This is a genomic window from Providencia alcalifaciens (assembly GCF_020271745.1).
GTDB classification, from domain to species: domain Bacteria; phylum Pseudomonadota; class Gammaproteobacteria; order Enterobacterales; family Enterobacteriaceae; genus Providencia; species Providencia alcalifaciens_B.
This window is the reverse complement of sequence record NZ_CP084296.1, coordinates 1,642,946-1,664,668: the sequence shown is the minus strand read 5'-3', so window position 1 is coordinate 1,664,668 and position 21,723 is coordinate 1,642,946. Positions and strand designations below refer to the sequence as shown.

The following is a 21,723-nucleotide window of genomic DNA, read 5'->3' as shown; positions in this document are numbered from 1 at the left end:
AAATAAAGGCCAGAGAACGATGCTCTGGCCTTTTAGTTTTTCAACAGTGGAAACGTGCGTAGGTAGATTTTCTATACTAACGCATTGTCACAAACTCTTCGGCAGCAGTCGGGTGGATTGCGACAGTGTTGTCGAAATCTTTCTTGGTTGCGCCCATTTTGAGAGCGACCGCGAAGCCTTGCAGCATTTCATCCATACCAAAACCGATACCGTGGATGCCGACAATTTTCTCTTCTTTACCCACACATACCAGCTTCATGCGGCATGGTTGGCGATGAGAAGTCACTGCGGTATACATCGCGGTAAATGAAGATTTATAGCATTTCACTGCATCTGCGCCATATTTTTCAATCGCTTCTGGCTCAGTTAAACCCACTGTACCAATTGGCGGATGGCTGAATACAACCGTTGGTACGTTAGTGTAATCTAAATGCTCATCAGGTTTGTTGTTAAATAAACGCTCAGACAGACGGCGACCCGCAGCAACCGCTACTGGTGTTAACTCTACCGCACCAGTGTTATCGCCCACCGCGTAAACACCTGCCACATTAGTATTCTGATATTTATCGACTTTAATATAGCCTTTCGCGTTTAACTCAACGCCTGCCGCTTCAATATTCAGGTTATCCGTCATTGGCTCACGACCGATTGCCCAAATCAGCGCATCAACAGTTTGCTCGTGACCATTTTCTAATTTCAGTGTCAGTGAGCCGTCTGCATTTTTGACCACTTCTTTCGGAATGGATTCCGTGTGCAGCGTTGGGCCTTCTGCGTTCATCACTTCCACTAACGTTTCAACGATAAGCGGGTCAAATGCACGCAGTGGAGCATGTTTACGCACAAACAGATGCGCTTCGCTACCTAAGCCATTTAAAACGCCCGCCAGTTCAACAGCGATATAACCCGCGCCGACGACAGCAACACGTTTAGGCAATGCTTCCAGCTCAAAGAAACCGTCAGAAGTCATGCCATATTCTGCACCTGGGATCTCAGGGATCACCGGACGACCACCCGTTGCGATCAAAATATGATCCGCGGTGTAAATCTCGCCATTCACTTCAACGGTATGTGCATCAACAAAACGAGCAAAACCTTTGATCACATCGACTTTGTTATTGCCAAGCACGCGATCGTACGATTGGTGGATACGGTCGATATAAGCAGTACGGCTCTCAATTAATTTCTTCCAGTTGAAATCATTGATAGTGGTATCGAAACCATAGTCTGGACCATAAGCGCGAATTGATTCAGAAATTTGCGCTGCATGCCACATCACTTTTTTTGGTACACAACCGACGTTAACACAAGTGCCGCCTAACTCTTTACCTTCAATCAGGGCACACTTTTGTCCGTACATCGCCGCACGGTTCATTGACGCAATACCGCCGCTACCGCCGCCAATTGCAATATAGTCGTAATGTTTGCTCATAACTTGGTGATTCCCATTTGTTGAATTACGAATACGTTAATATTCTCTTATTATGCTATGTAAACATAAACATTTAAGATAGCTATTGCCTGTTACTGCAATAGCCAGAGTCTATTGTTATTCCGGTATAAATAACTCAGGTACAATTTACTCAGGTACAATTTATTCAGGTACAATCCACTCAACTAATGTATGCCCAGTGCCTTCTGGTACCAGTGTTTTATGTAACCATGGCAGGACATTTTTCATCTGCTGCTCAAGTTTCCAAGGCGGGTTAATGACAATCATGCCGGATGCAGTCATGCCGCGTTGGTCGCTGTCTGGACGCACAGCTAATTCAATTTGTAGAATTTTACGGATACCCGTTGCTTCTAGCTGGTTCACCATACGTTTGATTTGCTGGCGCAGAACCACTGGGTACCAAATCGCATAAGTACCTGTTGCGAAACGCTTATAACCTTCGACGACGCCTTTTACGACCGCTTCGTAGTCTGATTTCATCTCATAAGGTGGATCCATCAGCATAAAACCACGGCGGCTTTGCGGAGGTAATTTCGATTTTAATTGTTGATAACCATCTTCGCGGGCCACTTGTGCACGCTCATCGCGAGAAAATTCAGTACGCAATAATGGATAATCACTTGGGTGTAACTCAGTTAAAATCAGTTTATCGTGCTCACGCAGTAAATGTTTCGCTAATAGTGGCGAGCCAGGGTAATAACGTAAGCGACCGTTTTCATTTAAACGGCGTACAACTTGCATATAGGGCAGTAGTTCCTCAGGTAAGTCCGGTTGCTCCCAAACTCGTGCAATCCCTTCGAGATACTCCCCTGTTTTTTCTGAATGTTCGCTGGTTAATTGATAACGACCCGCGCCGGAATGGGTATCCAGATACAGAAATGGTTTCTCTTTTTCTTTAAGAGATTCAATGATCAGACTTTGCACCGTATGTTTGAGAACATCCGCATGGTTGCCTGCGTGAAAGCTATGACGATAACTTAACATGTCGCGTTTATTTCCTGAGGAATTCAGCAGTCACATTTGTGAACGCTGTTAATAGAATCTTTACAGAAGGTCTGTTGAATGAAAAATAGACCGAATAATTTCTTTCGCGCCATTATAGCTAAAATTTGATGGGATTGTCATAGTGACAAAACATGACAAAATTGCACATGACCTTTCCTTACCAAAAAGTTATCCTAAGCAAAATTAAAAACCATAACAGGGGAAACCAATGAAACGAGTATTTATAACATCTTCCATTTTGGCTTTATTTTTAGTGAATAATTCTGCAATGGCGGGAAATTCATCTCAAGGGTGTGAAATTAAAAAGCAAAAAATTGAAACTCAGCTCAAATATGCCAAAGCACACGGCAATACCTACCGCGTAAATGGCTTAGAGCGTGCTCTCGAAAATGTTAACCGCTACTGTACCTCTGATTCCCTGTATCGCGATAGCCAGCAAAAAATCGCCGAAAAGCAGAAAAAAGTTGCTGAACGCGAAGCTGAATTGCAAGAATCCATACAAAAAGGTGACCCTGAAAAAATCGCTAAACATAAGCGTAAAGTTGCCGAAGCAAAGGCTGAGCTTCAAGAAGCTCAAGACCTCTCAGAGATCTACAAAGACACCCTTTAATAAAAATTTAATTTTAATCAAATAGTTAATTTTTATTCTTTATCTCACCCGATGCCTAATTTTGGATAAATAAAGGCATGGGGTGAAATTATCAACAAACTTAGGCTATAGTATAAAAGAATATAGAATGGTGAATTATAAGAATATTTTTATTAAGTAGTGAAAAGGGGAACGCATGTCAAACATGCAAAATGAGCAACAAAAAGAGTCCAACAAATTAAAATCCACTCTAAACAAAAGCCTAGATGGCAGTAAGAAAGCCCTAACGTTCTCAATGAGAGTGGTCGATTTTGTTTGTGCAATTCCATTTATTGCGCATTTAATCCGCACAGCTCAACGTTTTACCGATAGAATGGGCAACCAGTTTGGCGCCGCAATTACCTATTTCTCATTTTTATCCCTGATCCCCGTACTGATGTTTAGCTTCGCTGCGGCGGGTTTTGTGCTAGCCAGCAATCCTGAATTACTCGAGAAGCTCATTCGTGGCATTTCTGCCAATATTACTGACCCCACACTGGCTAATACCCTTGAGCAAACCATTGATACGGCTATCCGCCAGCGTACCACTGTGGGGCTAACAGGTTTAGCATTAGCCGTTTATTCTGGGGTTAACTGGGTGAATAACTTGCGCTTAGCCATTTTGGCGCAATCTCGCACCATTTGGGAACGGAATGAAGCAGAACAAGAAAATATCATTTTTCGCTATGTTCGGGACTTTTTCGCACTAATTGGCTTGCTAATTGCGTTAGTTATCACCATTACACTGACCTCTGTGGCAGGCTCTGCGCAAGCAACCATTGTCAGTACACTTGGCCTAGACAGCATCGAGTGGCTTAAGCCCGCTTGGACACTGATTGGTTTAGCCATTTCCATTACCGCCAACTTCTTATTATTTTTGTGGATTTTCTGGATTTTACCGCGCATGCAGCACCGTCGTCGCTCACTGCTGAAAGGCACCTTGCTCGCCGCTATTGGGTTTGAAATCATCAAATCTATCATGACATGGATTTTACCAACCTTAGCCTCTTCGCCATCGGGCGCAGCTTTCGGTTCGGTACTGGGATTAATGGCATTTTTCTATTTCTTTGCCCGACTGACACTCTTTTGCGCCGCGTGGATTGCCACGGATGAGCCTAAAGTTGGCGCACAAGACGCCCTCACGTCTTAATCTCAATCATAGGGGAATGACCGATTCATCATTCCCTTCACCCATTTATTCCATCTCTTTCACTAATGTCGCCATCAAATCTTTTGCGCTCATTTCACGGACTTTTGCCACATTTTGTCCCGCCCAATAGGCTGCAAACTCATCACTGCCGGAGTGCGTTGCCGCAGCATTCAGTTGCTTACCAATATCATAAGCGATGGGATAGTCTGGTAATTTACTGACATCATACTGCTGCCCTGTTTGCATAAACTGATTGAAAATACCTCGAGCAGGTCGCCCTGAGATAACAGCTGTTAAATAAGTATTATCCGTCGTTTGGCTTTTCAGTTTACGACGATATCCTTCATTTGCCGCAGATTCTGGACATAATAAAAAGGCGGTACCTAATTGTGCGGCAGAAGCTCCATGAGCAAGAAGTTGCTTGATATCCGCACCATCCATAATCCCCCCTGCTGCAATAATCGGTAATTGGGTGTGTTTAGAGAGCAGTACAACCAGCTGATTTGTTGTCAGTTCTTCATCTTGGGATTGCACATCAAACATACCCCGATGCCCACCAGCTTCTATACCTTGTGCCACAATCGCATCAATGCCTACTTGTTCAATTAATTTGGCTTCATGTAAGTTTGTTGCTGTCGCCATTGTGAAAATACCTTTTCCTTTCAAGGCATTGATAACTTCACGAGACGGCACATTGAAGTGAAAACTCACGACTGCGGGTTTCATTTCTAAGAACAGTTGCAACATGGCTGGGTTATCTAAAAATGAGAGATAAATTTCATTCAATTGATCTGGAGTTTGACAGTTAAATTGCTGAAATTTAGGCTGCAAATGTGCCAACCAAGCCTGTTCATTCTGGCTATTACGTTGTGGTGTCGTATGGCAAAACACATTCACATTAAACGGTTTGTCCGTCAGTGCTTGAGTGGCGGCAATCATTGACCTTGCTTGATCTACCGAGCTAGCACCCAGTGCTAAGGAGCCCAATCCACCCGCCTCACAAACGGCAGCTACCAACGCAGGTGTTGAAACTGCCGCCATAGGTGCTTGAATAATAGGATAACGTAGGTTGAGGCGATGCAGTAATACATTGGAATGGCTCATACTTTTCTTACCTTTTTATGCTTATGCTATAGGTGAATGGCATGTTAATAAATTGCATATAATATGTATCTTTAATATTCTATCCCAATACTGACTCAATGAACCTAACTGTTTTTCGGAATGTGATAACGACCGCATTTCTCATTACTATCATAAAATTAGCCAACTAAATGCATTTTAAGCGTGTATGTTATAGCAACAAACTGCCTAAGATACAGTGAGTCCTCGCCCGCCTAAGGAAGCCGATAATGCTAATTTCTCAATTGGAAAATCTATCTTGTGGTGTCGTCGTTTATTACCATAATCAGCCACAAAACTGCGTTGGAACATTCTGTGCGCGCGGTAGCGATCTTACGGGAAAACCATTAACGGTCGATACGCCTTTGCGCATTGCGAGTAACACCAAACCCTTTACTGCCGCGGCGATTTTACGCTTGGCTGAAATGGGAAAGCTGTTTGTGGATGACAGTATTTCTCATTATATTTCACCAAAATACAATCAATTACTCTCACCAAAATACGACACCGATGCGATGACGATCCGCCACCTACTCAACCACAGTAGCGGGCTATTAGATCATGCCAACGAGGAATACCTCAAAGACGTCTTAAAACGCCCTGATTATCAATGGACACGTTCAGAGCAAATTGAGCTATATGTTCAGCAAGATCACCCCTTTTTCCGCCCCTCCGAAGCTTTTATCTATTCTGATACAGGCTATATTCTGCTTGGAAATATTATTGAGCGAATGACGGGACAAGCGCTGGGAGAAGCCGTCCGAGAACTCTTGAAGTTTAATGAAATTGGCTTGCAGACCGCCTACTGGGAAACATTTGAACTCCCTGCTACAACGGAACCTCGTGCAAAACAGTACCTCGGAAAACTCGATTGCTCCGACATGGATCCTTCAATGGATGTGTATGGCGGTGGTGGCTTAGTGATGTCCTCGAAACAAATGGCGCAGTTCTTTGAAGCGCTATTTAGCGGTAAGATTTTTACCAAATTAGAAACCTTAGATACCATGTTAAGTGCAGGTTCCCATGACGGTGCACAAGGCTATCGACAAGGGATCATGGTCAGTGAGGTCAATGGCATGACACTCTATTCTCATCAGGGCTTTTGGGGTTCCGTTGCGTACTATTCACCGGCAACTCAAACCAGTGCTGCGGGCTTTGTGGATAACCGAGATTCACGAAATGTGTTGATTAACGCGATTGAAGCGTTGTTAACGTCTAAATAAAGAGCCATCAATGCAAAAAAATAACCCTCATTATTGAGGGTTTCGACCATTTTCAACCCCTCTAGGTTTGAGAATGGCTCTTTTGGATTGTAAAATTTGGGTTGTAAAATTAACGAGGAAAATCAATTGATTGATTTTCGTCTGATAACACAAAGAGGGAAAAATCACGCTTTTATCCCTCTTTGTCTGCAATCTTAGCCCTCACTAGTGAGGGCTATTTTTATTCAGCTGACCACTAGCGAGTCAATGGTGCTGGAATCGGTAACGCGGGTGCAGGTTCGCCTTCTCGAGGATTCGCTACTGCTGGAGATTCTGGTGCTGCCTCCACAACCGCGGGTAATTTAGGCCATAATACTTGCGTGAATTTCTGACGAATTTGCTCCGCGTCCATGGTCTGTTTTTCTTTCGGCTGCGCTAAGACAATCGCCGCTTCTTGAGACAATAAACGACGCGCTTCCATGTTCACTTGTTCAAGATTTTGAGTCCCTAAAAACGCTTGTCTGAGTAATTGATACTGCTCAGGCGCGATATCCACGACCCCATTTTGTTGTGAAATCAAACGTTGGCTAATTAACACATCGGTACTGGTACGAGCATATGCCGCAAACAGTTGTGATAATTGAACCTGCTTCTCTTTCATCATGTCATTGAACAGCTCTGGGTCAATACCATTTTGTTTGATTGCCGCCAGTTCATTCAACGCCACATCTGCCACTGCTGCCATTTTTTCTGGTGGTGCAGAAATGGCTAACGTACAGCTCGCTTTTTGATACTGAACACGACAATCTAAGCCTGGGGTTACACCATCTTCAGAAAACTTTTGTTTAAAGGTTTTCTGCAATGAGCGGTAAATGGCTTCGCGAGCGAGGTCACTGCCCCAATAACGCAACAATACGTTGGAGTCTTTAATTGGTAACCAATCGATATCCCAAATTAGAGAGAGTGTATCTTGCGTTGATTTATCCTGAAGAATATCAATTGCCTGAGGCTTAACTGACGATAAAACAGCAACTGAAACAGGCTCAGAACGCTTACCTTCTAATGATGAAAACGCTTGAGTGATACTGTCAGATAACATGCGAGAATCCACATGCCCCGCGACGTATAACGTCATGACATCGGGTGTATACCATTTTTGATAGAACGAATTCACACTGTCTAAATCGACTTTACCATTTGGCTTCTGGCCCGGGTCATAACCTAGCATCGCCGACCCATTGAGGCGGGCACGCCAAACAGGGTCGTTGGCATTTACAGGCAAGGTAGCCACTGGAATATTGGGAACAGTTAACCCACTTTGTAATGAATTCTCAGTATACTCCGCCCCAGCCACAGAAGTTGCCAACCAATTTAATGCTTGTTTCACTAAATCAGGACGGTTGTTAGGCAGACTTAAACTATAAATTGTGTAGTCGTAAGAAACGACGGCTGGAGGTAACGGCATATCAGGGTCAGTTGCCTGACGCCAAAAATTTTGTAATGTAGCAGCAGGAAAAGCTTCAGATTGATGGAATAACGCCATTCGAGGGATCAGATAACTGTACCCTTTTTCACTGGCTTTTTCAGATAACGAACCTGTTTTAATCGCTAACCGAAGTTGAATTCGGTCATTTGGACGCTGTGGTGTTTGTAATAACTGCCAGTTAAAGCCATTCTCGAGCTTTCCTTGCTGCCATGCTGGATCGGGTTGTAAAGGTTCAGCACTAGCAAAGCCAGTGACTGATAAAAGTACCACGCCGATGATATATCGCACTTTCAAACCCTGCATGTAGACCCCTATGTTCTTTATATCCTTGTATTTAACCGTAAACAGCAACAAAAAAATTAACGAAAAACGCTAATTGACTCGGTTAAGCGATATAGTTTGGCTTCATCAAAAATTTGATTATCACTATACCCGAAAAAAACATCGTTGCATGTTATTGAGATAATTGGGCGGCGCTCAATACGCTAAGTCGCTAAGTTGATCACTAAAATGCATGTTAAACATCACCATTTATCTGCTGATCTTTCGCATTTTGGGCACGACAGATAATGGGTCAGCCGGCCCGAATCTTGTTGCTAACAATATGATAGGTATGTGTAATGATATTAGACCACAAACCTTATAACATGTTCATGGCTTAATCTGAATTTTGTTGTTTTATTTGACGATTATAACCTTTCGCCAATAACCCTATCTCATCATCTTGATGATATTGAGAAACCTCCAAATGACTGATAGGTTGATTTGCTTGCAATTCGGCCGCAATTTTACGCAATGGACGTACAATCATGCGACTCACACACCAGGTCATCGCGATAGAGATAATCAGCGCTAGCAGCAAATACGTTGTCGTTAACAACGCAAAGGTGTTGAGTGCAAAACGGTAAACCCGGTTAGAATCCACTTGTAACGTCAAATAACCCTGAGGTTTCGCTTGTGGTGCCATCGTGCCATAAGCATACAATGGAATAGTCATCTCCACCGGAATCCCAATAAGCGGTAAAGACCATTCTGGAATTGGTTTCGGCGTGGCAAAGCTTAAATTCATTACTGTCGCATTATCCACCGTAACAATAGCTTTTCCCATAATCCCCGAGGTTTTCAGGCTCACAAGAAGCCTTTTGGCTTCATTTAAATCAGAGCTAAGTAGCGAATCCGTCAATGGTTTTTGGACTTGAACTACGGCATTACTCAATTGATTTAAATAATCTTGTTTGCGCTGTTCTAAGAGGTAAGTAAATTGAATGGACAAAAAAAGTGCAAGAAAAAGCAACGTAATCACAAAGAATACGATCATGCTCTTAAACGTGAGTGAACGTTGGACACGAGTGTTCATTTCCCACTACCTTCCTAATCAAGCTGCTTTTTAAAGAAAAAATCGGACAAACAGTATACTTGATTTTCCGTATAAAGGTGCAGCTTTAAAAAAGAAAGATCACTGATTTAGGATAAGCTCCAAATTAACCGCTAAAATGAGTAGATGCAGCATAAAGAAACGGCAGAAAGTCTGCTTTTCTGCCGTTTAAAGTGATTAATTTGCGACGATTAGCTGCTTTTCGTCTTCATCAACGGCAAAACAAGCGATTAATTGCTCACGGTAGTTTTTCAATGCTGGCTGAGATTGCGTGCATGCACCAAAAGCGCGACGACAACGTGCTGCAAACGCACACCCCGGAGGCGGATTCATTGGGCTCGGTAATTCTCCCGTTAATTTGATGCGCTCACGACGTTGGTCTGGGTTCAATCGTGGCGTCGCAGAAAGCAGCGCTTGAGTGTAGGGATGCTGAGGATTGTTAAAAATCTGCTCTTTAGTGCCCTTTTCCACACAACGCCCCAAATACATCACCATCACTTCATCCGCGATATGCTCAACCACCGATAAATCGTGGGAGATGAACACATAGGAAAGCCCCAACTCTTGCTGTAAATCCATCATCAGGTTCAATACCTGAGCACGTACGGATACATCCAATGCCGATACGGGTTCATCCGCCACGACCACATCAGGGTCTAACATCAACCCTCGAGCGATCGCGATACGTTGACGTTGCCCACCCGAAAACATGTGCGGGTAACGGCTATAATGCTCCGTTTTCAAACCCACTTTTGCCATCATGGATAACACTTTTTCTTTACGCTGCTCTTTCGACAGCGAAGTGTTAATCAATAAGGGCTCTTCCAAAATTTGTCCTACTTTTTTACGCGGGTTCAGAGAACCATACGGGTTTTGAAAGACAATTTGGATTTTTTGACGACGTAGCTTCTCTGCGGCTTTATCCGCAATCAGCAAGTTTTGGTCACGATAGTACAGCTCACCATCCGATGGCTGCTCAATCATCGTTAACAGGCGCCCAAGTGTGGATTTTCCACAGCCTGACTCCCCAACCACCGCCAATGTTTTTCCCTTTTCTAGCTCAAAAGAGACACCATCAAGCGCTTTGAGTGTTTTCTCCTTCGAGAAAATCCCACCTTTCACGGCATAGTATTTTTTCAAGTCCACCGCTTTTAGAAGCGGCATTCCTTTGGCTTGTTGCTCACTCATAGCGTTGGTCTCCCCATATCATCCAGTGGCATGTGACATTTCACCTGACGGTCAGCCATGGTTTGTAACGCTGGCTCCTCTTGGCGACAACGGTCCGTTGCATATGGGCAACGCGGGTTGAGCAAGCACCCTTCAGGGCGGTCATATTTACCGGGCACAACACCCGGCAAAGAAGCTAAACGCGACTTGTTGCTAGCAAATTCAGGCAGTGCACGCAGCAATGCTTGGGTATATGGGTGTCTTGGATGTTTAAAAATATCCTTCGCTTTTGCAGACTCAACCACTTGCCCGGCATACATCACGATAATATGGTGCGCGGCTTCCGACACTAACGCTAAGTCATGGGTAATCAGTACTAGCGCCATATTTTCTTGTTGTTGTAATTCCAACAATAATTCGATGATTTGCGCTTGAATGGTCACATCAAGCGCCGTGGTTGGTTCATCGGCAATCAACAACTTTGGACGACAAGCAATCGCCATCGCAATCATAATTCGCTGACTCATCCCGCCAGATAACTGGTGAGGATAGACGTCAAGGCGCGACTGCGGATCGGGAATTCCCACCATGTTTAACAGGTCAATTGCCCGCTGTTTACGGGTGCTTCTATTGCCCCCTTGGTGCACTTTTAACGCTTCCATGATCTGATAACCAACCGTAAAGCATGGGTTCAAACTGGTCATCGGGTCTTGGAAAATCATTGCGACATCTGCGCCGACAATTTGACGGCGCTCTTTTTCAGGAATCGACAACAAATCGCGTCCATCAAACTGCAACGATTTCGCCATCACTTTGCCGGGGTAATCAATTAACCCCATAATCGCCAGTGAGCTCACTGATTTACCTGAACCTGATTCACCTACGATCCCCACCACTTGCCCTTTCTCAACTTGATAGCTGATGCGGTCAACGGCGCGAAACGGGGTCTCTTCGTCACCAAAGTGAACGGAGAGTTCTTGTACATTTAACAATGCCATTAGATTACCTCATCACTGCTTGAGTTTTGGATCAAAGGCGTCACGTAAACCATCACCCATCAGGTTAAACGCTAATACCGTTAATAAAATTGCTAATCCTGGGAACGTTACGACCCACCATGCGCTTTGTGCAAACTGCAACACATCAGACAACATAGTTCCCCATTCTGGTGTTGGTGGCTGCGCCCCCATTCCCAGAAAACCCAGAGCAGCCATATCTAAGATGGCATTCGAGAAGCCTAAAGATGCTTGAACAATCAGTGGTGCCAGACAGTTAGGTAAAATATTAACGAACATTTGACGCAGTGCCCCTGCACCCGCCACTCTCGACGCAGTCACATAGTCACGATTCACTTCCACTAACACCGCGGCTCGCGTCAAACGAATATAGTGCGGTAATGCTACAAAAGTTAACGCTATCGAGGCATTAACAATAGAGGGGCCGAAAATTGCCACCAAGACTAATGCGAGTAATAAGCTTGGCAGAGCCAACATAATGTCGACGACACGCATAATCAGCGCATCCACCACACCGCCAAAATAGCCCGCAATCACCCCAATAGTGACCCCCATAATCAGGGATAACACCACCACGAGGCAGCCCACTAATAACGAGAGCCTTGCTCCATACATTAGGCGAGATAATAAATCGCGCCCGACATCATCCGTACCAAGAATAAATTCCCATGACCCTCCCTCTTCCCAGACTGGTGGGGTCAATAACGCATGACGGAATTGCTCATCAGGGGCATGAGGCGCTAATACTCCCGCAAGGATCGCGATTAACACCATCAAAATGATGTAGAACATACCAACAACAGCGCCTTTGTTGCGCTTAAAGTAATGCCAGAATTCTTGTAGAGGTGTCATCGGCTTTGGGGCGCTGACAGCTTTCGACTCAGTTGTTTGAGACATGTTTGCGCTCCTTATTTCTTATGACGAATACGTGGGTTAACAATGCCATACAGCACATCTACCACTAAGTTAACGAGGATAATCAACGTTGCGACCAGCAGGACACCACCTTGAACCACTGGGTAATCTCGACGTTGTAGCCCTTCAATTAACCAACGACCTAACCCCGGCCATGAAAAAATGGTTTCCGTCAAAATTGCACCGGCAAGCATTACTCCAACCTGCAAACCAATTACCGTCACAACAGGCAATAATGCGTTGCGCAGGGCGTGAATTAAAATCACGCGAGCACGGCTAACGCCTTTTGCTCTCGCCGTACGAATATAGTCTTCCCCTAATACTTCCAGCATCGCAGAGCGAGTCATACGCACAATCACAGCCAGTGGAATAGTGCCGAGTACAATAGATGGTAAAATTAAGTGTTCCACTGCATCTTTGAAGTCTCCCGCTTCCCCCCAAATTAGGGTATCAATCAGCATAAAGCCCGTGAGCGGATAAGAGTCATCAAGGAAAACGGTGTCGCTTACTCTTCCCGCAACAGGAGTGAGATCCCACTGAACGGAGACCAGCATGATCAGCATGATCCCCCACCAGAAGATCGGCATAGAATAACCTGTTAATGAAACACCGATCGCAGTGTGATCGAAAATCGAACCACGTTTAACTGCCGCTAAAACGCCTACAGGGATCCCAACAGAAACCGCAAAAATCATGGCGCAAGTGGCCAATTCTACGGTGGCTAAAAAGCGAGGTAAAAATTCTTCCCAAACACCAATACGGCTTTTTAAGGAGATCCCTAAATCACCATGCAGTACTCCGTTTAGGTAATGGAGATATTGTTTCCAAAGTGGCTGGTCGAGTCCTAATTCAGCCATTAAATAAGCGTGTCTTTCTGGGGATAATCCGCGTTCACCCGCCATAATCATGACTGGGTCACCTGGGATCATGTGAACGAAAGCAAAAGTAAGTAGCGTGATACCGATAAAGGTGGGGATCACGAGCCCGAATCGTCGGAGGATAAATTGCAGCATATCCTGAGTCTCTTTAATAATGCCGTCGACGGCTCTTAGTCCGCTTGGCTGGTCAGAAAAACAACGTTTTCATCTGCTCACAAATAACTAAATTTATCTGCATCTTCTGAACGTCAGAGGAGAAAACGCCCTCCGCCGCAAAAGGCAGCGAAGGGCATTTACAGACTAAAAACAATTAATTATCAATGTCTACGTTTTCGAAGTGGTGTTTACCTAACGGATCAACCACGTAGCCTTTAACTTCTTTACGCACAGGCTCAAATACGGTGGAGTGAGCGATGATCAGCGCTGGCGCTTGTTCGTTCATGACCACTTGAGCTTGTTTGTACAGTTCTACACGTTTGTTGTGATCAGATGTCATACGTGCAGGCTGAATCACGTCTTCAAAACTTTGATTACACCATTTAGAGTAGTTAGAACCCTGTTTTTTCGCTGCACAGCTGAATAAGGTCGCGAAGAAGTTATCAGGGTCACCATTGTCACCAGTCCAACCCATCATCACGGTTTGAGGTTCGCCGCTCTTAGCTCGTTTCAGGTATTCACCCCATTCGTAGCTAACCACTTTCGATTTAACCCCGATCTTCGCCCAGTCAGCTTGGATCATTTCCGCCATTCGGCGTGCATTCGGGTTATATGGGCGTTGAACTGGCATTGCCCACAGGTCAATTTCGAAACCTTCTGGGAAGCCCGCTTCCGCCAGCAATTTTTTGGCTTTTTCTGGGTTATATTCGGTATCTTGAATCGCGTCGTTGTAACCCCACATAGTTGGTGGGATTAAGTTTTTCGCTTTTTGACCCGCACCTTGATAAACCGCTTGGATAATCGCGTCTTTGTTCACTGCCATCGACAGCGCTTGGCGAACCTTTTGGTTATCCAGTGGTTTCTTTTCAACGTTGTAAGACAGGTAACCTACGTTCAGACCAGGCTGCTCCATTAACGTAATGTCTTTATCTGCTTTCATGCGTTCTAAGTCAGCCGGGTTTGGATATGGCATCACTTGGCACTCATTTTTCTGCAGTTTTGCATAACGTACTGACGCGTCAGGAGTGATAGAGAACACTAAGCGATCAATCTTCGGTACATTGCCCCAGTAGTCTTTGTTCGCTTTGTACAGAATGCGGGAGTCTTTCTGGTACTGTTGCAGTGCAAAAGGCCCTGTTCCGATTGGGTTCAGGTCAACTTTCTCTGGAGTGTTCGCCTTCAACATTTGATCTGCGTATTCCGCTGATAAGATTGATGCGAAGTCCATTGCCATATCCGCTAAGAATGGCGCCTCTGGGCGTGTTAATGTGATACGAACGGTGTTGTCATCGACTTTTTCAACTTTGTCGATAATTTTGTCCATGTCCATTCCCATAAAGTATTCATAGCTGCCGCCAGAAACTTTGTGGTATGGGTGGTTTGGATCTTTTTGGCGCATGAACGTGTAGATCACGTCATCCGCATTTAAGTCGCGGCTTGGTTTGAAATCTTTATTAGAGTGCCATTTCACGCCTTTACGCAGGTGGAATGTGTACACCTTGCCATCGTCACTGACATCCCAGCTTTCCGCTAAGCCCGGCTCAATTTCAGTCGTACCCAGCTTAAATTCAACCAAACGATTATACAGAGGGATTGAACTCGCATCATAAGTTGTTCCAGAGGTGAATAACTGTGGGTTAAACCCTTCAGGTGAACCTTCAGAACAATAAACCAGTGTTTTAGCCTGTACTGAGGCTGATACCGCTAAAGCAGCTAATGTTAAGCCTACCGTCAATAAACCTGTCTTTTTCATCGAGAGCGTCATTGGTAATGCTCCTGTGGTGTATGTTGTCTTATCGAATACTGAAATCCATCTTGAATAAGACAGATGCCGTATCTGTATTTTTTGTTATTCACTGAGCAATTAATCAACTGGAATACATTTCGTCAATAGCATTATTCACTGTAACAATTTCACTTAAATAATATTTTTTGAATTATTTTGGTGTAAATATAGCCTTATATGTTACAAAAATGTTTACTTTCTAGCGATTATAACCACAGAAACATTACTGAATAGATTTTTATAAGGGAGTTAATTATTTGTATATTTGTGATTAAGTGCTGAATTACTGAGCGGAAATAGTGGGCAATACAAAAAATTGCAACATAAAACGCTAAATAGAATTCACATAAAACTATTTGTTAGCTGATTGTTTTGCATGTTTTTTATACTAAAAAGAATTATTGGTGGACTTATATATCCTCTTACCATTTTCAGGAAACCACGGGGGAAAATACCAATCAGATTATGAAAGCTGGTTTTGATAGGTAGGCTTGTTTTGATAGGTAGACTGATTTTGTTCTGAGCGCTTAGCTTAAAAGCAGTAGAAAGCTTATTAATACGTAATGTGCATTAAATGAGCGTAATAGTGGTAACTAAAAGGAGTTGGAAAAATGAGGGAGATAGAAACGAAAAAACCCACCTCATTGAGGTGGGTTTTAGAATTTGGTCGGCGAGAGAGGATTCGAACCTCCGACCCACTGGTCCCAAACCAGTTGCGCTACCAAGCTGCGCTACTCGCCGAAAACGGTGTGAATAATACTGCCAAGAATGGGGATCGTCAACCCTATTTTTCGCTAAAACCGTTCGTATGCTGATAAAACCATCAAAATGATATGGTTTCTTATTTTTACGTCTATTTTTGGCTAAAAAATAAGCGCTAAAATATCTTAGCGCTTATTTATCCCAATCATTGGGAAGGTAATATTTATTCAATCATTTTCTAAATTAAAAATAACTGACTAAAAATCAACCTATTGAAGCAGTGAAATATCTGCAACTTTTAAGAATAGCTCGCGAAGCTGGCTTAACAGGGTTAAACGGTTATTCCGCACAGCAGGATCTTCATCCATCACCATGACGTTCGCAAAGAATTCATCAACCACTTCACGTAAAGAGGCTAACTCAACGAGTGCTTCTTGGTAGTTACGTTCAGCAAACATTGGTGCTAGCTTGTCTTGCAGTACCACAACGTGAGTCGCTAATTTCACTTCTTCTGGCGTTTTCAGTACAGATGCTAACACGCTATCAGCGAGTTTTTCTTCTGACTTACTCAGAATATTAGAAACACGTTTGTTAGCAGCTGCCAGCGTTTGTGCTTCTTCTAAAGAACGGAAGTGAGTCACCGCTTTAACACGTGCGTCGAAATCAGCTGGCTGAGTTGGACGACGAGCTAATACTGCTTGGATAGTATCAATGCTGTAGCCCAATTCTTGGTACCAAGAACGGAAGCGACCCAGCATGAACTCAACGACATCTTCCACCACATTTTTGTTAGTTAGTTTCTCGCCATACAGACGCGCAGCCTCTTGAGTCATTTCCACAAGATCGAGCTGATAGCCTTTTTCAACGATAATCCGTAACACACCTAATGCAGCACGGCGCAGAGCAAATGGGTCTTTGTCCCCTTTAGGGTGCTGGCCGATACCGAAAATACCTGCGAGGGTATCCATTTTTTCTGCTAATGCTAATGCCGCAGAAACATCAGTAGATGGCAATTCATCACCAGCGAAACGCGGTTGATACTGTTCTTTCAGCGCAAGAGCAACATCTTCTGATTCACCGTCATGGCGAGCATAGTGCATCCCCATAACACCTTGGGTGTCTGTGAATTCAAAGACCATGTTGGTCATCAAGTCACATTTAGCCAGTAAGCCGGCACGGGTTGCGTGATTCACATCCGCACCAATCTTGCTCGCAATCCAACCCGCTAAGGCTTCTAAGCGATCAGTTTTATCACGCAGAGTACCTAACTGTTGCTGGAACAGAACGGTTTCTAAACGTGGCAGGTTGTCTTCTAAGCGTTGTTTACGGTCAGTTTTGAAGAAGAATTCCGCATCCGCTAAACGCGGGCGAACGACTTTTTCGTTACCGGAGATAATTTGCTGCGGATCTGAAGATTCGATATTCGCCACGAAGATAAAGTTCGGCATTAACTTGCCTGCATTATCATAAACAGGGAAATATTTTTGGTCGCCTTTCATGGTGTATACCAGTGCTTCAGCAGGAACTTCTAAGAATTTTTCTTCGAATTTTGCTGTTAATACCACTGGCCATTCAACCAAAGAAGCCACTTCTTCAACTAGGCTGTCGGTTAAGTCTGCTTTACCACCCAATACTTGAGCGGCTTTTTCTGCATCGGCAATAATTGTCGCTTTACGCTCAGCGTAATCTGCGATTACTTTGCCGCGAGTGCGTAAAATTTCTGGGTATTGTTCCGCGTTATCAATTGTGAATTCAGCTTCACCCATAAAACGGTGACCGCGGATAATACGGTCGCTCTTAATACCAAGAATTTCGCCCTTCACAACATCGCTACCCAGCAGTAATGTCACAGTATGTACAGGACGTACAAACTGAGTCTCTTTATCTGCCCAGCGCATTAATTTAGGGATCGGTAATTTCGCTAGTGAACGGCTAACCATATCAATCAATAATTCGCTGACTGGCTGACCTTTCATTTGTGCGCGATACAGTAACCATTCGCCTTTATCGGTGGTTAAGCGTTCTGCTTGATCAACGGTGATCCCGCAACCACGCGCCCAACCTTCAGCAGCTTTTGTTGGTTTACCTTCAGCATCAAATGCTTGGGAAATTGCGGGGCCGCGTTTTTCAACTTCGCGGTCTGGCTGAGCCGCGGATAAGTTTTCCACTTTCAGCGCTAAACGACGAGGCGCAGCAAACCAATTCACTGCACCATGAGCAATATCTGCACCATCTAATTCCGCAGTAAAGTTAGCGGCGAATGATTCTGCAAGAGAACGAAGAGCCTTCGGCGGTAACTCTTCTGTACCGATTTCCACTAGGAAAGTCTGTTGAGTCATGACAGCCTCTTAGTTCTTATGACACATAGGGAAACCCAGCGCTTCACGAGAAGCATAATAAGCTTCTGCCACCCCTTTCGTCAGGGTGCGGATACGTAAAATATAGCGCTGGCGTTCTGTGACTGAAATTGCCTTACGGGCATCCAGTAAATTAAAGGTATGAGCCGCTTTTAAAATACGCTCATAAGCAGGAAGAGGCAGAGGCGTTTCTAAAGCAAGCAGATATTGAGCTTCTTTCTCATACTCTTCAAAGCATTTGAATAAGAATTCAACATTGGCATGTTCAAAGTTATACGTGGATTGCTCAACTTCGTTTTGGTGATAAATATCGCCATACGTGGTTTTACCCAGCGGGCCATCACACCAAACCAGATCATACACGCTATCAACGCCTTGAATATACATAGCAAGACGCTCAAGACCATACGTGATTTCACCCGTTACAGGCTTACACTCCAGACCGCCCACTTGCTGGAAGTAAGTGAACTGAGTCACTTCCATACCATTTAACCAAACTTCCCAACCTAGACCCCAAGCACCCAGTGTTGGGTTTTCCCAGTTATCTTCAACAAAGCGGATATCATGGACAGTTGGATCAATACCAAGTTCTTTTAATGAACCTAAGTACAACTCTTGGATATTGTCAGGCGAAGGCTTAATGATCACCTGAAACTGGTAATAGTGCTGTAGACGGTTCGGGTTTTCACCATAGCGACCATCAGTTGGTCGGCGAGATGGCTGAACATAAGCTGCTGCGATAGGTTCTGGACCTAAAGCGCGCAAACACGTCATTGGGTGTGAAGTACCTGCGCCGACTTCCATGTCCAGTGGTTGAACAATGGTACAGCCTTGGCGCGCCCAGTAATCCTGTAATGTCAGGATAAGACCTTGAAAGGTTTTGGTATCAAACTTTTGCATGTTAGATCCGCACGCGATACGTGAAATTTAAGAAAGTAACCAGTATACCCTTTGACCGCCAGATATACAGCAATGAATACATCTGTAATCATTCTAAAAAGAAAAAAAATTAATTTCATCCCTTTAAAACTGTATTTTTATACAGTATAAAGATTCTATTCTTGCCTACAAGATGAACATTATTAGAAAAAGGATGAAAAATGGAAACCTCACTCACTCGCTGTCATTGGGTCAATCAAGATCCCGAATATATTGCCTACCACGATAATGAATGGGGAAAACCCACCAAAGATAATCAAGAATTATTTGAAATGATCTGCCTCGAAGGTCAACAAGCAGGGCTCTCTTGGTACACCATTTTGAAAAAGCGCCAAGGGTATCGAGATCTATTTCATCAATTTGATCCTGAAAAGATTGCCATGATGGATGAAAAAGACGTAGAGCGGCTTATGCAAGACTCTAGAATTATTCGTAACCGATTAAAAATCAACGCGATTATTGCTAATGCTAAGGCCTATTTAGCGATGAAAAATCAAGAAATCGATTTTTCTACTTTCATTTGGGACTTTGTGAACCACCAACCCATCGTAAATAAATGGACAGAATCTACCCAAGTTCCTGCAGAAACAGAGCTTTCCAAGACTTTGTCTAAAGCGCTGAAAAAATACGGCTTCAAATTTGTTGGCTCTGTTACTTGCTACGCCTTTATGCAAGCCACAGGGATGGTCAATGACCACCTTGTAAATTGTTGCCAATATCGATAAATCAGAGCTTTTTGATAAAAAACCAAACCACAACAAGAGAAATCAGCCACGATTTACAAACAAACCAACTCAAAAAATCCAATTTATTAGCCATTATTGATATTTTATATGAAAAAGAACTGTAATTAAGCTATTGAACTCTAGATAGGAGCGCGGTATGTTGGAAATTCCATTAACAACCTAATAAACAAATGTGAATAAATACAATGAATTTCTCTAAATTTGGTAATAAATTTGCTAAAAATTCAGGCATTTCAGAATTAATGAAAGACTTGAATGAAGGCCTCAGAACCCCCGGCGCGATTATGCTTGGCGGTGGGAACCCTGCTCACATCCCTGAAATGGATAAATATTTCCAAGATCTCCTTGCAGAAATGTGTGCCAATGGGCAATTGACCGATACCTTGTGTAACTATGACGGTCCTCAAGGCAAAGATGCCATGTTGAAAGCGCTAGCAGCAACTTTAAAAGCGAAACTAGGCTGGGATATCAGCGCGAAAAATATTGCGCTAACCAACGGTAGCCAAAGTGCGTTTTTCTATCTATTTAACCTACTTGCTGGTCGCTTTGAAGATGGTATCTCTCGTAAAGTGCTTTTCCCAATTGCCCCTGAATATGTGGGTTATGCGGATTCTGGACTTGATGATGACCTTTTTGTGGCAAATAAGCCGCAAATTGAATTTTTACCTGATGGACAGTTTAAATACCATGTTGATTTCAACACCCTTGAAATTACTGAAGATATTGGCGTTATCTGTGTATCTCGCCCAACCAATCCAACAGGGAACGTAATCACCGATGAGGAAGTTCTGCATCTTGATCAATTAGCTAAGCAACACAATATTCCATTATTGATTGATAATGCGTATGGCGTTCCCTTCCCCGGCATTATATTTAGCGAAGCTACGCCATTTTGGAATGAAAATGTCATTCTGTGCATGAGCTTGTCAAAACTCGGCCTACCGGGAGCTCGCTGCGGTATTATTATTGGTAGCGAAGAGTTGATTGATGCTATCAGTAATATGAATGGCATTATTAGTCTTGCTCCGGGTGGTATCGGTCCAAGCATCGCACTTGAAATGCTACAGCGTGATGATTTATTTGAATTGTCTCAAAATGTTATAGGGCCATTCTATAAACAGCGCGTTGAAGAGGTCATTAAGATCATTCGCCGCCATATTCCTGAAGATAAATGTCTTATTCATAAACCTGAGGGTGCCATTTTCTTATGGTTGTGGTTTAAAGACTTGCCAATTAGTTGTTTAGAACTTTATCGCCGCTTAAAAGCACGTGGTGTATTGATGGTTCCAGGACACTACTTTTTCCCAGGACTTGAAGACGATTGGCAACATGCGCATGAATGTATGCGAATGAACTATGTTCCTGAGCCAGAAAAAATTGAGCAAGGAATTCAAATCCTTGCTCAAGAATTAGAAAAAGCCTATCAAGAATCTGAACGCTAAATCTAGCTGTAGGGTTAAAAAAAGCCCTTTCCATTGAGGAAAGGGCCAAAATTAGCGAGAACTCCATAATTGAAATCGAATATATTTGTTCACGACAAATCTTATTCGCGGTTATTAAACCACTTTTCTGATATCAGTTATGGCGAGAACAAAGACCAATTACGCCCTTATATAGACGGATACTTTTTCTCCGCATCTTAT

General features: G+C 43.6%; 17 protein-coding genes and 1 tRNA gene. 5 read left to right on the top strand and 13 right to left on the bottom strand.

Annotated elements, in window-relative coordinates:
• Positions 1-76 precede the first annotated feature (76 nt).
• Positions 77-1,429, bottom strand: coding sequence for a glutathione-disulfide reductase (gene gorA, locus LDO51_RS07665; RefSeq protein ID WP_225576975.1), 1,353 nt, complete (start codon positions 1,427-1,429; stop codon positions 77-79).
• A 162-nt stretch (positions 1,430-1,591) separates the two neighbouring features.
• Positions 1,592-2,434, bottom strand: a complete 843-nt coding sequence (locus LDO51_RS07660; RefSeq protein ID WP_036948638.1) for a 23S rRNA (adenine(2030)-N(6))-methyltransferase RlmJ — start codon at positions 2,432-2,434, stop codon at positions 1,592-1,594.
• Between the two features lie 229 nt (positions 2,435-2,663).
• On the opposite strand from LDO51_RS07660, the gene LDO51_RS07655 reads away from it, so the two are divergent.
• Complete coding sequence (locus tag LDO51_RS07655) at positions 2,664-3,065, top strand: DUF1090 domain-containing protein (protein WP_225576974.1); 402 nt, start codon at positions 2,664-2,666, stop codon at positions 3,063-3,065.
• Between the two features lie 175 nt (positions 3,066-3,240).
• The gene (gene yhjD, locus LDO51_RS07650; RefSeq protein ID WP_423810965.1) at positions 3,241-4,233 is read left to right on the top strand and encodes an inner membrane protein YhjD; all 993 of its coding nucleotides are present in this window, start codon (positions 3,241-3,243) and stop codon (positions 4,231-4,233) included.
• Between the two features lie 45 nt (positions 4,234-4,278).
• On the opposite strand, the gene LDO51_RS07645 is transcribed toward yhjD, so the two are convergent.
• Complete coding sequence (locus LDO51_RS07645; protein WP_225576973.1) at positions 4,279-5,337, bottom strand: NAD(P)H-dependent flavin oxidoreductase; 1,059 nt, start codon at positions 5,335-5,337, stop codon at positions 4,279-4,281.
• Positions 5,338-5,585: 248 nt separating this feature from the next.
• Here LDO51_RS07645 and LDO51_RS07640 point away from each other — a divergent pair, with 248 nt between their 5' ends.
• Positions 5,586-6,578, top strand: a complete 993-nt coding sequence (locus tag LDO51_RS07640) for a serine hydrolase domain-containing protein (RefSeq protein WP_225576972.1) — start codon at positions 5,586-5,588, stop codon at positions 6,576-6,578.
• 235 nt (positions 6,579-6,813) lie between these two features.
• On the opposite strand, the gene LDO51_RS07635 is transcribed toward LDO51_RS07640, so the two are convergent.
• From LDO51_RS07635 to glyQ, 10 genes are all read right to left on the bottom strand, one after another.
• Positions 6,814-8,346: a M16 family metallopeptidase gene (locus LDO51_RS07635; protein ID WP_225576971.1), complete on the bottom strand. Its 1,533-nt coding sequence runs from the start codon at positions 8,344-8,346 to the stop codon at positions 6,814-6,816.
• Positions 8,347-8,701: 355 nt separating this feature from the next.
• Complete coding sequence (locus LDO51_RS07630) at positions 8,702-9,400, bottom strand: HAMP domain-containing protein (RefSeq protein ID WP_225576970.1); 699 nt, start codon at positions 9,398-9,400, stop codon at positions 8,702-8,704.
• A gap of 195 nt (positions 9,401-9,595) precedes the next feature.
• Positions 9,596-10,606: a dipeptide ABC transporter ATP-binding subunit DppF gene (gene dppF, locus LDO51_RS07625; protein WP_225576969.1), complete on the bottom strand. Its 1,011-nt coding sequence runs from the start codon at positions 10,604-10,606 to the stop codon at positions 9,596-9,598.
• Complete coding sequence (dppD, locus tag LDO51_RS07620) at positions 10,603-11,583, bottom strand: dipeptide ABC transporter ATP-binding protein (RefSeq protein WP_225576968.1); 981 nt, start codon at positions 11,581-11,583, stop codon at positions 10,603-10,605. The genes dppF and dppD overlap by 4 nt, the downstream gene beginning before the upstream one ends.
• 12 nt (positions 11,584-11,595) lie before the next feature.
• Entirely contained in the window at positions 11,596-12,498 is a 903-nt protein-coding gene (dppC, locus tag LDO51_RS07615; protein ID WP_225576967.1) for a dipeptide ABC transporter permease DppC, read from the bottom strand.
• Between the two features lie 11 nt (positions 12,499-12,509).
• The gene (gene dppB, locus LDO51_RS07610; RefSeq protein WP_225576966.1) at positions 12,510-13,529 is read right to left on the bottom strand and encodes a dipeptide ABC transporter permease DppB; all 1,020 of its coding nucleotides are present in this window, start codon (positions 13,527-13,529) and stop codon (positions 12,510-12,512) included.
• Between the two features lie 175 nt (positions 13,530-13,704).
• Positions 13,705-15,315 carry a dipeptide ABC transporter periplasmic-binding protein DppA gene (dppA, locus tag LDO51_RS07605; protein WP_225576965.1) on the bottom strand — a complete coding sequence of 537 codons (1,611 nt, stop codon included), beginning with the start codon at positions 15,313-15,315 and terminating at the stop codon, positions 13,705-13,707.
• 685 nt (positions 15,316-16,000) lie between these two features.
• A tRNA-Pro gene (locus LDO51_RS07600) sits at positions 16,001-16,077 on the bottom strand.
• Between the two features lie 230 nt (positions 16,078-16,307).
• Positions 16,308-18,377, bottom strand: coding sequence for a glycine--tRNA ligase subunit beta (glyS, locus tag LDO51_RS07595; RefSeq protein WP_225576964.1), 2,070 nt, complete (start codon positions 18,375-18,377; stop codon positions 16,308-16,310).
• Positions 18,378-18,386: 9 nt separating this feature from the next.
• Positions 18,387-19,295 (bottom strand): glycine--tRNA ligase subunit alpha, encoded by a 909-nt coding sequence (gene glyQ, locus LDO51_RS07590; protein WP_006659589.1) that lies wholly within the window; start codon positions 19,293-19,295, stop codon positions 18,387-18,389.
• A 200-nt stretch (positions 19,296-19,495) separates the two neighbouring features.
• Between glyQ and LDO51_RS07585 the strand changes: the two genes are divergently transcribed.
• Together LDO51_RS07585 and LDO51_RS07580 are read left to right on the top strand one after the other, a co-directional pair.
• A complete protein-coding gene (locus LDO51_RS07585; protein ID WP_225576963.1) occupies positions 19,496-20,059 on the top strand; it encodes a DNA-3-methyladenine glycosylase I in 564 nt (187 codons plus the stop codon).
• Positions 20,060-20,265: 206 nt separating this feature from the next.
• Positions 20,266-21,522, top strand: coding sequence for a valine--pyruvate transaminase (locus tag LDO51_RS07580; protein ID WP_225576962.1), 1,257 nt, complete (start codon positions 20,266-20,268; stop codon positions 21,520-21,522).
• Positions 21,523-21,723 lie beyond the last annotated feature (201 nt).